At 39.5% G+C, this 13,185-nt stretch carries 12 protein-coding genes; 7 read left to right on the top strand and 5 right to left on the bottom strand.

Features of this window, described 5'->3' with window-relative positions:
- The first annotated feature begins 15 nt into the window (after window positions 1–15).
- Complete coding sequence (locus tag LMC10_RS04090; protein WP_229269005.1) at window positions 16–2,865, top strand: DEAD/DEAH box helicase; 2,850 nt, start codon at window positions 16–18, stop codon at window positions 2,863–2,865.
- 70 nt (window positions 2,866–2,935) lie between these two features.
- Window positions 2,936–3,214, top strand: coding sequence for a hypothetical protein (locus LMC10_RS04085; RefSeq protein ID WP_019252848.1), 279 nt, complete (start codon window positions 2,936–2,938; stop codon window positions 3,212–3,214).
- Window positions 3,215–3,340: 126 nt separating this feature from the next.
- Here LMC10_RS04085 and LMC10_RS04080 read toward each other — a convergent pair whose 3' ends face one another.
- Window positions 3,341–4,696 (bottom strand): FAD-dependent oxidoreductase, encoded by a 1,356-nt coding sequence (locus LMC10_RS04080; RefSeq protein ID WP_229269004.1) that lies wholly within the window; start codon window positions 4,694–4,696, stop codon window positions 3,341–3,343.
- A gap of 285 nt (window positions 4,697–4,981) precedes the next feature.
- Between LMC10_RS04080 and LMC10_RS04075 the strand changes: the two genes are divergently transcribed.
- From LMC10_RS04075 to LMC10_RS04065, 3 genes are all read left to right on the top strand, one after another.
- Window positions 4,982–5,302 (top strand): hypothetical protein, encoded by a 321-nt coding sequence (locus LMC10_RS04075; RefSeq protein ID WP_229269003.1) that lies wholly within the window; start codon window positions 4,982–4,984, stop codon window positions 5,300–5,302.
- A 113-nt stretch (window positions 5,303–5,415) separates the two neighbouring features.
- A complete protein-coding gene (locus LMC10_RS04070) occupies window positions 5,416–6,120 on the top strand; it encodes a hypothetical protein (protein ID WP_229269002.1) in 705 nt (234 codons plus the stop codon).
- 75 nt (window positions 6,121–6,195) lie between these two features.
- Window positions 6,196–6,930, top strand: a complete 735-nt coding sequence (locus LMC10_RS04065) for a M57 family metalloprotease (protein ID WP_003667142.1) — start codon at window positions 6,196–6,198, stop codon at window positions 6,928–6,930.
- Between the two features lie 49 nt (window positions 6,931–6,979).
- On the opposite strand, the gene LMC10_RS04060 is transcribed toward LMC10_RS04065, so the two are convergent.
- A complete protein-coding gene (locus tag LMC10_RS04060) occupies window positions 6,980–8,788 on the bottom strand; it encodes a heavy metal translocating P-type ATPase (RefSeq protein WP_229269001.1) in 1,809 nt (602 codons plus the stop codon).
- 105 nt (window positions 8,789–8,893) lie between these two features.
- Between LMC10_RS04060 and LMC10_RS04055 the strand changes: the two genes are divergently transcribed.
- Complete coding sequence (locus LMC10_RS04055; RefSeq protein WP_229269000.1) at window positions 8,894–10,081, top strand: phosphopentomutase; 1,188 nt, start codon at window positions 8,894–8,896, stop codon at window positions 10,079–10,081.
- Between the two features lie 52 nt (window positions 10,082–10,133).
- On the opposite strand, the gene LMC10_RS10485 is transcribed toward LMC10_RS04055, so the two are convergent.
- Complete coding sequence (locus LMC10_RS10485; protein WP_003667147.1) at window positions 10,134–10,265, bottom strand: hypothetical protein; 132 nt, start codon at window positions 10,263–10,265, stop codon at window positions 10,134–10,136.
- Window positions 10,266–10,444: 179 nt separating this feature from the next.
- Between LMC10_RS10485 and LMC10_RS04050 the strand changes: the two genes are divergently transcribed.
- Window positions 10,445–11,605 carry an RNA-guided endonuclease TnpB family protein gene (locus tag LMC10_RS04050; RefSeq protein ID WP_163622572.1) on the top strand — a complete coding sequence of 387 codons (1,161 nt, stop codon included), beginning with the start codon at window positions 10,445–10,447 and terminating at the stop codon, window positions 11,603–11,605.
- Between the two features lie 128 nt (window positions 11,606–11,733).
- Here LMC10_RS04050 and LMC10_RS04045 read toward each other — a convergent pair whose 3' ends face one another.
- Window positions 11,734–12,588, bottom strand: a complete 855-nt coding sequence (locus LMC10_RS04045; RefSeq protein ID WP_229268999.1) for an NmrA family NAD(P)-binding protein — start codon at window positions 12,586–12,588, stop codon at window positions 11,734–11,736.
- A gap of 2 nt (window positions 12,589–12,590) precedes the next feature.
- The gene (locus LMC10_RS04040; protein ID WP_229268998.1) at window positions 12,591–13,046 is read right to left on the bottom strand and encodes an Rrf2 family transcriptional regulator; all 456 of its coding nucleotides are present in this window, start codon (window positions 13,044–13,046) and stop codon (window positions 12,591–12,593) included.
- Between the last annotated feature and the right edge of the window lie 139 nt (window positions 13,047–13,185).

Below are 13,185 nucleotides of genomic sequence, written 5' to 3'. Positions count from 1 at the left end.
AGAAAGGTGGATTTCATGGACAATTCAGTGCTGCAAGACGCAATTTTGAATGGACTTATTAGTACTCAATATCAAGGCAATACGCTGCTAGGTCCGCAATTATTAACCAATAACCAATCATCAACAATTTGGCAAACGTTACGGCACGAATTACTGTCATGTAAAAACTTTACGTGGTCAGTCGCCTTTATTACGTTAGATATGTTGGTTCCATTTAAGGCAGTGATGGCTGACTTAGCACAGCAGGGGGTACAAGGGACGATCATTACCAGTGATTACTTGAATTTTAATCACCCCGCGATGTTTGAAGAACTGCAAAAAATTCCTAATTTAACGGTCAGGATTGCTGATCTTAATGGATTTCATACTAAGGGGTATTTATTTGATCATGGGAAATATCAGACCGTAATTATTGGGAGTGCTAATTTTACACGGTCTGCTTTATTAGTTAATAAGGAGTGGAATTTGAAATTAAGCTCCCGCCAAGAAGGAAGCCTTTTTCAACAACTAACGGCGGAATTGAACGCTGTTAAACATGAGAGTACTGTTCTAACGTCAGAGTGGATTGCGGCGTATCGCAAGAATTGGCAACCACCAAAGACTAGGGTGACGCAACCAGAAAAATTAAAACCAATTGACCCTAATCAAATGCAACAAGCCGCTTTAGGACAATTAAGCAATCTGATAAAAACTGGCGCAAAAAAAGGACTGGTCGTTTCAGCAACGGGAACTGGAAAAACATATCTGGGAGCATTTGCGGTTAAAAAATATCAGCCGCGCCGTTTCTTATATATCGTTCATCGAGAACAAATTGCCAAAAAATCGTTAGCTAGTTTTCGACGAGTTATTGGCGGCAAGAAAACTGATTATGGATTGCTGACAGGTAATTGCCATGATTGGAATACTAAATATTTATTTGCAACTGTCCAAACACTAAGCCAACAAGCAGTGCTGGATAAGCTTAAGGCTACCGAATTTGACTACATTTTGATCGATGAGGCCCATCGTGCAGCAGCACCTAGTTATCAACGGATTTTAAACTACTTTATGCCGCAATTTTGGTTGGGGATGACTGCAACTCCTGAACGAATGGACAATCAAGATGTATTTAAACTGTTTGATTATCATTTGGCTTATGAAATTCGTCTGAAAGATGCATTAGCTGCTAAAATGTTAACTCCTTTTCATTATGTAGGGGTCACCGATTATGAAGTTGATGGAGAGGTTATTACTGAGACTTCTAAGTTAAACCGATTGATTGCTTCGAAACGGGTTGATTATGTCCTTGATCAATTAGACTACTATGGATATTGTGGCGATCAGCCTCGGGGATTAGTATTTTGTAGTCGGCAGGCAGAGGCAAAAGAATTGGCGGTCCAATTTAGCACGGCTAACCATCCTGCGATTGCATTGACAAATCAAAGCAGTAGTCAAGAGCGAGCAAAGGCAGTTGAGCAATTAGAAGCAGGAAAGATTGAGTATATCATTACCGTCGATCTTTTTAATGAAGGGGTCGACATCCCATCTGTAAATCAGATTGTAATGATGCGTAATACCCAATCACCAATTGTCTTTACCCAACAACTCGGGCGCGGCTTGCGTCAATATCCTGGTAAAGATTTTGTGACAGTTATTGATTTTATTGGAAATTACCAGCATAATTACATGATTCCTCTTGCGCTTAACCAGGACAATAGCCGAAGTAAGGATCAAGCGCGGCGTGAAGTTAAGGTGCCAACGAATTTTGATGTTTCAACCATTAACTTTACGAAGGTTGCCGAAGAACAAATTTTAGCTTCCCTTGATAAAGTTAAATTGGACTCGATGCGTGAATTGCGGCAGGCATACCATGATTTAACTAACCAACTAGGGAGAACACCCTTGCTGGATGACTTTTATCGTTATGGTTCTGTTGATCCCCGCGTATTTGCGCAAAATTCCCAGCTCAACCATTATGGTGACTTCTTAGAAAAGATGGGGATAGAACTTAAATTAACTAATTATGAGCGTCAAGTACTAGCCTTTTTAACTAAAGAGCTGCTTAACGGTAAACGGCCACATGAATTGATTCTCCTTCAACGCTTACTTCGCGGTACGTGTTCAATTGATGCTTTTAAAGCAGAATTAAAGCAACAAAATATTCGCGTTACACCCGCTGTTTTACAATCAGTTGATGATATTTTAAGTTTGCAATTCTTTAATGTAAAAGCTGGTAAACAGTTAAAAAAGGATCAGTATGGCGGACAGCCGATTGTTGATTATCTAGATTTGTTAACGTATCAGTTAAATTCAAAAATTCGAGCAGGACTAGAAAGTCACAATGATTTCAAGCGCTTGTTTACCGATGTATTAACAACGGGCCTTGAAATCGCCAAGCAATATGATCTCAAGCAAGCATTTACCCTTTATCAGCAATATGATCGCAAAGATGTTTGTCGCTTATTAAATTGGCCCCTCGATGTAAGTGCGCCGTTATATGGGTATCGGGTGGCAGAAGATGTGTGTCCGATTTTCATTACCTACCATAAGGATGCAGAAGAAAAAAGAAACGCTATCTATAATAATCAACTCCAAGATGGCCGTTCGTTGCGCTGGTACACACGGACACCTCGCCATCTTTCATCTGATGAGGTGCAGCGGTTGCTTGCAGGAGTAAAAGAGGGTAAGCCGCAAGTAAAATTACACTTATTTGTAAAACAGAGTGATGCAGTTGGCAAAGAATTTTATTATTTAGGTCCTGCTTATATTCAACCGGACTCCGTAAGAGAAGAATTGGTTGGGCCAAAGAAAAAAGCGGCAGTGGGGATGGATTTAGTTTTAGAACATCCATTGACCTCAACTATGATGAACCTATTAGCGATGTAACCACAAATATATCGCTTTCATTTTTTGCTAAATCTTCTATAATTAAAGGCGTAGAAAGAAGATGAATATTATGGCAAAAGGAAAGGTAAAAACTAGCGATAAGCGTTCAGTTCGGGATGTTAAATTAGATGAATTGGCTGGCTTATTAAATGAATTTGATGTCAACACGATGGGAGCACTAGTAAAATCTCTAAAGAAGAGTCAAAAGAAGAACAAGCAAAGCAAGAAAGATGAATTACGCGATACCATTGAACGACAACAAGAACATATCGATGAACAAAAAGACACGATTGATCAACTTAACAATCATATTTCTAAACTAATTGATCGTCTTGATAATAAGCTATAAAAAAATGAGGCTGAGAAAAAACTTTTGTTTTTTCAACAGCCTCGTTTTTTATACGAATATTGTTACGATATCGTGGAACTAGCCTCGAGCCTTGTCGAGGAGATTATTTTCCACTTCCATTTCTCATCATTCTTTTTTATTTACTGGTTGTTTAAATAAATCATTGAATGCTTCACTGATTGTTGGGTGGGTATAGATTTGATCCCGAAGCATTTGATAGGGGAGTTTTGCCCGCATTGCAAGAACAATCATGTTAATAATCTCTTGTGCTTCCTGGACATAAAGGGTAGCCCCAATAATTAAGTTTGTTTGTGGATCGACTAATACCTTGAGCAGCCCACGGGTATCTTTCAATACTTTTGCTTTTGGAATTGCAGCAGCAGGCATCTTAAAGAGCAGGTAATCTTTCCCTTGTTTTTGCGCCTCTTTTTCCGTTAAACCGACTTGTGCAAGGGAAGGTTCAATAAAGACATTGGTTGGGACAATTAAACGATCACTAACTCGCCGTTCCTTATTACCGAATAATTCATCTTTAATAATTCGGAAGTCGTCAAGTGAGATGTAAGTAAATTGGGGACCACCTTTAACATCCCCAATTGCCCATACATTAGGAACGCTAGTATGGAGGAGGTCATCGACAACAATCGCGCCGTTTTTAGCGACCTTAATATCTGTGTTTTGTAAATCAAGGTCCGCCGTTGCAGGTTTCCGGCCGGTTGCCACTAAAATTTTATCAGCAAAAATAGTTGTTTCACGATTATCCGCTTTAGCAAAAGTAATTGCAGCTTGCTCATCTTGTTCGCTAATTGCTTTAATATCAACCCCAACTTCAAAGCGAACCCCGTTATCCTTAAAGTTTTGAATTACCATTTCAGCCACATCATCATCTTCACGTGGTAGTAAAGTCTGATGGTGATCAAGAACCGTGACGTGTGAACCAAAGGAAGTGAACATATTTGCAAATTCAAGACCAATATAACCGCCACCGATAATCACGAGTTCACGTGGTAACTTAGGCTGCTCCATTGCTTGGGTAGAATTCATGAGAAATGGACTATTCTTCAATCCAGGAATATCAGGGATGGTTGGTGTTGCACCAGTATTGATAAAAATACGGTCACCCTTGTAGGAAAGAGTTTGCCCATCTGGCGTTTGCACATCAATCGTATGGTTACCAGTAAAATGAGCGGTTCCATCTAAGACAGTGATATTTTCTTCGCTTGCTAGCATTTGATAATTTTTTTGGCGGAGTTGGGATGTCATTACATTTTTTCCATCGACCGCGTCTTCAAATGAGGTTCCATGAGCAGCTTCAATAATTAGCCGTTTGGAAGGGAGACAAGCAATATTAATGCAGGTTCCTCCATACATTTGCTTCGATTTTTCAATAACAAGAACTTGTTCTCCATGTTGAGCGAGAAACTTCGCAAGCGTTTTTCCGCCCTTCCCAAAACCAATGATAATATTTTTGACTGTTTTCATGGAAGAAACCTCCAATTTTAATTATTTTATGTACCTTCAAATTATACTAAGAATAAACGAATTGTCACTTAAAACGCTTAAATAAGACAATTGTGGAGTTTGCATTTTACTGAACAAAGTGTTAGGATAATATCGTAAATATATTAGTCCCAACTGCAGTCAGAACTTGTATATTAAAGAAGAACGTATTAGATAAATATTGTACATTATTGATCATAAATAGTGTGCTATTGAAATAAAACGTTTTACTAATCTACAAAAAGTTTTGATTGAGGAGAGATTATAATGAAAGCTGCACATTTAGTAGAACACCCCAAAAAAGCAAATGAAAAGAAGCCAGTCATTCAAGAGACCAAGTTTATCGACATCTTAAGTAAGGTTGCAACAGTTGTAGCTATTTTGATGTATGTGTCTTACATTTCACAGATTAAGAATAATTTAGCAGGAAATTACGGTGCTCCTTTACAACCATTAGTGGCAGCGCTTAACTGTACGTTGTGGTGTATTTATGCTTACTTCAAGCAGCAACGTGATTGGCCAGTCTTCTGGGCAAATTTTCCTGGTATTATTTTTGGCTTAATCACCTTTATCACATGTCTACACTAAGAACAAATAGGAGTGGGAGAAACTAAAATTTCCCCCACTCCTATTTTTTATACGCTTACTCCCAACTCTATGATATAATAAATCGAACATATGTTTTAGAGGGGCGAGTAGAGATGCTAAAAAATGGGATGTCGGTAGTTCGTTTTAGTTCTTTTGCGCCGGTGACAGAGATGATTTTACAGTCCCTGCCCGCTGAGAAGGACAAAGAGGAACAGAAAGCACCGGCCATTAAAAACTTTGATCAATTACGTCAACGATTAAATAGTAAAGCACGATTCCTTATTTTGGATCTTGAGTTTTTTCAGGATCAGCAGAAGCATCGAAATGGCGTTGCTCAGATTGCGGGGAAGATGTTTGAAACACAAAACAGCTTTAATTATCACCTCTATGCCCAGAATATGTCTGCTGAGCGACAATTAGCTTTTTTACGACAATATGACCTCCGCCTTTCGGAAGTAAATGAATATGAGGTTAGACAGATTTTTAACCGGATTTTTCATTTCATTGCGATAGAGCGACCTGACTATATTGTGAGTTGGGATAATGGAACTGACTTTGAATCATTAAATTATGAAGCAAATCGATTAAAGATTAGAAAAGAGGATCGTCCCTGGCGTACGATTCAGTCATTAGATTTGGAAAAATTAGTCGCTAAAGAAGTATGGAAAAGTAAAAATGGGATCAGCCTAGAAAAGATGTGTCGCTTGTTGCACCTTCCCCGGGTTAAATATCACCAAGCCCAAAATGATGTGATAGCGATTGAGCAAATTTTGAAATTTTATGCTCGTGATTTAGAACGTGAATTAAATTGCCACTGATCGTTACCAAAATTTAAAATTTAGTTCATGATTTATCCCGATTGACTTTTTATAATTAGTAACAATTGAAAGAAGGTGAACGAGATAAATTTCATTTTTCGACTGCTTAAGCGGATATTTATAATAGGACTTTTAGTAGGTGGAGGATGGCTTTATTTCAACGATGCACGGGTTCAAGCAACGGCGAACCAAACTGCATGGAACGTTCGTGATCGTATTGCTAAGTTAATTGGCAGGGACGATACAAATTCAAACGATAATTCTAATCTGCACTTAAACGATGCGAATAATGGTTCTTCCAAAAACGAACAAGGACCAACGACAGAACAACAAACAAGTACACAAACTTCAATTCCATCTACTGGACGATGGGCGACTAATCAAGCAACGGTCTATGTAAATACAAATAATGCTCAACTTGACGCAGCTACTAATACTGCAATTCAAAACTGGAATCAGACTGGGGCGTTTACGTTCAAACCAGTAAATAATCAAAGTAAAGCAGATATCGTTGTTACAACAATGAACCGTTCTGATTCAAATGCTGCTGGGTTAACGAAGACGTCCTCGAATTCGTTGACAAGGAGATTTATGCATGCAACGGTGTACTTAAATACATATTATTTAACTGACCCAAGTTATGGCTATAGTCAGGAACGAATTGTTAATACAGCCGAGCACGAACTGGGGCATGCAATTGGACTCGATCATACCAATGCCGTTTCGGTAATGCAGCCTGCTGGATCATTCTATACGATCCAACCAGATGATGTGCAAGCAGTCCAAAAACTATATGCTAATAATAAATAAAAATAGCGAGACTGAAAGAAATGAATTCCTCTCAGCCTCGCTATTCTATTTAGTCTGTCATTTTCCGTGCTTTTAGTGCCCAGAGGATAGAGACAGTATCAATTATTTCCTGTAACATGGCGCCGAAAAAGGCTGGAATAATTCCGGTGCTAGCAATAAGCATTAGGATAGTACAGATTGCAATTCCGATTAGGACCGCCTGTTTTGCAATCCGCAGAGTTTCCTGGGAAATGCTAACGGCTTTTGCCACTCGCGAAAGGTCATCTTTTAGGATAACGACGGCAGCTGATTCACTAGCAGCAGTTGATCCGTGAGCTCCCATCGCAATTCCAACATCAGCTGTCACAAGAGAAGGTGCGTCGTTTACGCCGTCACCAACCATGAAAACAGGATGTTCATTTGTTGGAATGGCTTTAAGTGCATTGATTTTATCTTGTGGAAGAAGGTCGGCTTTAACCTGCGTGATCCCTACTTGTTGGGCAACTTTATCTGCAATAACAGCTTGGTCTCCCGTTAACATTAATAGATTGGTAACCCCAAGCTTTTTTAACCGGTTCATTGTTTGCTTTGCTTCAGGACGAATATGATCGGTAAAAGTAATTGCACCATAGTATTGCCCATCGACGCTCACATAAATAGCCGTTGATGCTAACATCTGGTTAAGATTTTCTGATGATACGAATTTTAATTTTCCTACTTTAACTTCCCGTCCATCAACAGTTGCTAAAATTCCTTTACCGGTTATTTCTGTAAGTTGATCGACAGGTGATAAGGAAATATTATACGCAGTGGCGTAAGAAAGCAGTGAGCGTGCTAGGATATGTGATGATTGTTGTTCAGCGCTTGCGGCGTAATGGAGGAGTTGTGTTGAGTCAATTTTTCCTGTAGGGAGGATTTTATCAACAGTCAATTGACCACTTGTAATAGTTCCTGTTTTATCAAATGCACCAGTTTTAGCAACTGCTAGTTTTTCCAGTACACTCCCTGTTTTGACAACAATTCCATTTCGTGAAGCTCGGCTCATTCCAGAAACCATTGCCACTGGAGCTGCGAGGATTAATGGACATGGTGAAGCAACAACGAGAACTTCCGCAAATCGTTCGGGACGGCCAGAAAGCACCCATGCGAGTGAAGAGATAATAATGGCAATAATCGTAAATGGAACAGCATATCGGTCGGCTAATCGAACAAAGTGGGCAGGAGTTGATTCAGCCTCCTTAACCAATTTAACGAGTTGCTGATATTGACTATCTTTGGCTAGCTTGGTGACCTGTAAAGTAATCGCATTATCACCATTAACAGATCCAGACATCACTTCATCACCAGCTGTTTTGGAAACTGGCCGTGATTCACCAGTTAATGACGATTCGTCGAACAATCCCTCGCCATTTTTAATAATTCCATCGACTGGTACTAATTCTCCTGGTTTAACGATAAGCTGGTCGCCAACTTTGACATTGTTAACTGGGATGTCGCTGGTTTTGCCATTGGTGATTAAATGCGCCGTTTGTGGTGAATTATTAAGTAATGCTTTTAATTCGGTGCTTGCTTTTTTGGCAGCATAATCTTCTAAGGCATCTCCTCCGGTTAACATTACAAGAATAACCATCGCTGCCCAATATTCGCTAACGGCTAGCGTTGCGACGACAGCCATAATAGCAAGCAGATCAACGCCATATTTACCACTACGGATAGTTTTTATCATGCCGATAAACATTGAAAAAGCAACAATTGCCCCAACGATAGTAACCAGGATTTGTGCGAAAAGGTGTAAATGGAATCCAAATTGGAGTACAACTGCGATTGCTGCGATTACTAAGATGATAATTAATTTTTGCTTATTAGATAGTTTTTTCATAATACCCCCGCTTAGTTCTAATACTTTCTACACTTTAATTATAGAGTTTTTGTGCAGTGATATAATAAAAAAGTTAGAAATATTAAGGAGAACTGGTGAAAAATAATGCAAAATGGACAATCTTATCAACGAATTTTTGTATTGATAATTGATTCATTAGGAATTGGAGCAACGGCTGACGCAAATCGTTTTGAGAGTCTAGGGGCTGATACGCTAGGGCATCTTGGGGAACACTTTCGGATGCGGTTGCAATTACCGACTTTTCAGAAACTGGGTCTAGGAAACTTGCACCCAATTATGGGAATGCCTTCGCTTGAAAATCCGTCTGCTGCTTATGGACAAATGAGTCCAATCTCAATAGGGCTGAGTGATCGTGAAAGCCAGTGGGAGATGATGGGCTTGGCAACGACCGCTGAACCTGACGTTTTTATTGATGGTGTGCCGTTGGAAATAGCGATTAATTTTGCGCGAAAAGCAAAGCGCCCTCTTTTAAGCAATTCCTTAATGAATATCCGTACTGCGTTGAAAGATTATGGCCTTGAACAATTGACAACAGGTGGTCTGCTAGTAGCGACGGCTAGTTCTTCGAGTGTTTGGTTAATTGCGCATGAACAGACTATTTCGGTTGGCGAATTAAAAGAAGATTGTCAGATTTTGCGAAAAATGTTGGATAATTCCCCATATACTATCGAAAATGTGAATGGTCTTCTTTTTAGCGGGAACCAGGCGGCTAATTTTTATCCCCAAGAACTTTATAAATTTCCTTTAGCTCCAGCAAGTCCAACGGTTATTGATTGTCTCTTGGAAGAGGGTTATGCTGTGAAGTTAATCGGGAAAAGTACCCAGTTCTTTGGTTTGGACCATAATGAAATAACCGGGAATAATAAAGAGAGCTTTGTTCAGCTGCAAGAGCTAATCGATAAAAAATTTACGGGTGTTTGTATAGCAGAGGTGGGGGAGATAGAGCAATTTGGTAAAGCGCGTAATCCTGAAGGCTTTGGAACGGAATTGATGCGAATTGACCACGAACTTACAAAAATTATCGATAAACTACAAGATGATGATTTGCTGATTGTGACGGGGAACTTCGGGAATGATCCTACTTATCCTGGTGAAAAACATACTCGTGAATATGTGCCCTTACTTATAACAGCCCCGCAGATTAAACAAAATATTTCTCTCGGTGGCAGAAGTTTTAGCGATATTGGGGCAACAATTCTTGATAATTATGATTTAGGAGATAAGTTGCCAGTTGGTAATAGTTTTTTAAGAGAATTATTTTCTGCATATTGATAAAAGAGGATGGAAAAATTCTGATTTTCCGTCCTCTTTTATTGTGACTATATTAACGATGAAATTTATAGTAAATAGCAATTCCCATAATCAAAAGAAGGACAAGGGCAGCAAGACGCGGGTTTGTTTTAAATAACTCGTGCATTGCATGAATTTGTCCAATACCAAGGGGAAGAGTAAACATAGGAAAGACATCCTTTCAAATTTTACTGAAAATTATAGGCAGAAAGCCTGTGACTTTAGTCATGGAATGAATGCATTCCAAAGCAGCCATGAGACTGCTTTTTCTTACTAAAAAGTCTATAAAATCTCGTTTTTGCCCCTGCAAATTTAGTAAAATTAAAGTATAAAGGAGGTGAAAACATGACCACAGTTTTGAAAGGGATCAAGCTTCGCTTGTATCCCAACAAGCAACAACAAGCTCAACTATGGCAAATGTTTGGCAATGACCGCTTTGTTTGGAACCAGATGCTTGATATGGCAAAACAACGTTATCAAAACAATCCTAGTAGCCAGTTTATTGATCAATATGGCATGGATGCATTGTTGAAACCTTTGAAGCAGGAATATCCATTTCTAAAACGTAGTGATTCTACCAGTCTCCAAGTTGTTAATCATAACTTATATCAGGCCTTTCAAAGGTTATTTAAGCATCTGGGTGGTTACCCACGCTTTAAATCCAGACGGTCTGCTAGGCAGTCCTATACTGGTAAAAGCAAAATTCAAATAGTGGCGAACCGCTATTTGAAATTACCCAAAATTGGCTATATTAAAACTAGCAAAACTCGCCAGTTAACCCATTGTAAGATCAAACGCTATACGGTTAGTTACGATCCGTCGGGTCGTTATTACCTGTCACTGCAGGTTGAGACCACAGTGCAGCCACTACCGAAGACTAGTCAACAGGTCGGCATTGACGTCGGCGTAACTAATTTAGCCATTACTAGTGACGGCCATAAGTATGCTAAGTTTGACGCTGCCTGGTTAACTCAACAGGCACAACATTGGCAGTCCAAGTATAGTCGCCGCTGTCATCAAGCCACGGTGAGTGTCCGTCAATGGAACCATAACCATCAGGACGTCAAAGAGGAACTGAATGACTACCAGAACTGGCAAAGGGCCCGAATTCAGAAAGCTCGCTATCAACGACGAGTCGCTGATCAGCGGCGTGATTACCTGCATAAGCTGACGATGGCATTGGTCACGCAATACGATGTGATTGTCATTGAAGATTTGAAAGTCAAGAATCTTCAAAAGAATCATCATCTTGCCGCGGCCATTGCCAACGCTAGTTGGCATCAATTCCGTACCATGCTGGAATACAAGTGTGACTGGTACGGTAAACAGCTCATTACTGTTAAGCCCAACTATACCAGTCAAATCTGTAGTCATTGTGACTACTATAGTGGGTCCAAACCGCTTGCAATTCGTGAGTGGACGTGTCCAAAGTGTGGGGTCCATCACGATCGGGATATTAATGCGGCAGTTAATATTCTGCATAAAGGTTTGAAAGCCGTTGGCTAGGGACTAGCCGTGGTAAAAGAACGAAGTTCTGTAAGTTAGGTATTTGGAATACCAATGTAACAGCCTAAATACTACTTCGCGTTCCCAGAAACCGCCGACTTTAGTCGGTGTGTAGTTCATTTAAGCGCTTAGTAGTTTTTTATAAGGAATTCTTTCATATCTGTTGGTTGATGTCCAGTGATATGCGCAAAGTCGTCAGTAATTTGGTTCATCAAGCCCATTGCAGCTGCTTGGTACATAGAAGCGAGTTCGTTTCCATCACCCTCAGTAGCGTAAATTTCAGCAAATTTTTTTACAGTAACGGGATCATAACCGATTTTTTCACCCGTAACATTGGTCATAATATAACTAAGTTCTGGCATTGTATAATTTTTGTTCATGGTAAGGAGATAATTTTGTCCCTTATCTCGCAAGTACGGCTTGACTGCTACATTGGCGATGGCTTCAGCGCTATCTTGGCGGGAAATAAAACTCATTGCCTGGTCACCAACCGGGTAAATGATGTTGTGTCGTTCGATTAATTCTGGCAGATAAGGAACGAGTGGGTCAGCATACAATGAATTCTTAACAACAGCATATTCAAGGCCAGAGCTGGCAAGTCGTGCTGGTAGGTATGCGTAGTAACCAGCCATTTGGAATGGATTGTTATATTGATCTGCAATAAAACTAACATCGACTAAATTATGAACATCTGCCTTAAACATTGCAGTTAGTGAGTTCTCGAATTCATCAATTCGATCCTTAACTAAGTAGGTAATACTTGGAATATAGATAACAACATCAATTCCGTTAAAGGCCGCTGTCATCTTAGCAACGTCATAGTAGTCAATTGCCGCAATTTCGTATCCGGCATCTTTGAATTGGGAAGCTTTTGCAGGATTGTGAACGCCAACGCGGATATTATCTGGAGATGTAAGCTTGCTTAATTGCTTAACAACGTGTTGACCAAGGTGCCCAGTTGCCCCAGTAACCATATACTTCATTATTAATTCCTTCTCTCTTTTTCAGCATCTTTTAGTGCTTGCTTAACGCGAATAGTGTCGATTACATCCTGTAAACTGATTCTTGCGAGTTTAGCTTTTGCTGCTGTTTCTGCTTGCTGGTAAAAGCCATCAAGCGTCTCTTGAATATTCCCGCCAACGATGCATTGTGGATTTGTTCGTTCATCAATCGTAAATAGATGAGCATCTCCTTCAATCGCAAGAAAAACATCATAAAGTGAGATGTCTTCAGGAGATTTTGCAAGTGCTGGATCTGCTGCACCATGAACGGTATTGATTAATCCAGCTTTGTTGAGCGCGCTCATCAAACGTCGGACGACAACTGGTGAAGTTTCAATGCTGCTAGCGATATTATTACTTGTTAATGGAATAATTCCTTGATAAATATTGATGAAAGCAAGAATGTGGATGCTATCACTAAAACGGGTTGAAATTTTCATATTATCATTCCTTTAATTATGATTGTAATTTATGAAGTTACATGATGTCAAGGGATTGAATTTATCATTGCCTTGACAATTATTTTTCTTAGATATAGTATTAGTTCATTGATTGAAACTTTTTTAGTTACAAGTTAGG

The sequence above is a fragment of the Limosilactobacillus reuteri subsp. simiae genome (genome assembly GCF_020784875.1).
In the GTDB taxonomy this organism is placed as follows: Bacteria; Bacillota; Bacilli; order Lactobacillales; family Lactobacillaceae; genus Limosilactobacillus; species Limosilactobacillus reuteri_H.
The sequence above is the reverse complement of the archived record's forward strand: the minus strand, read 5'-3'. Positions and strand labels throughout refer to the sequence as shown.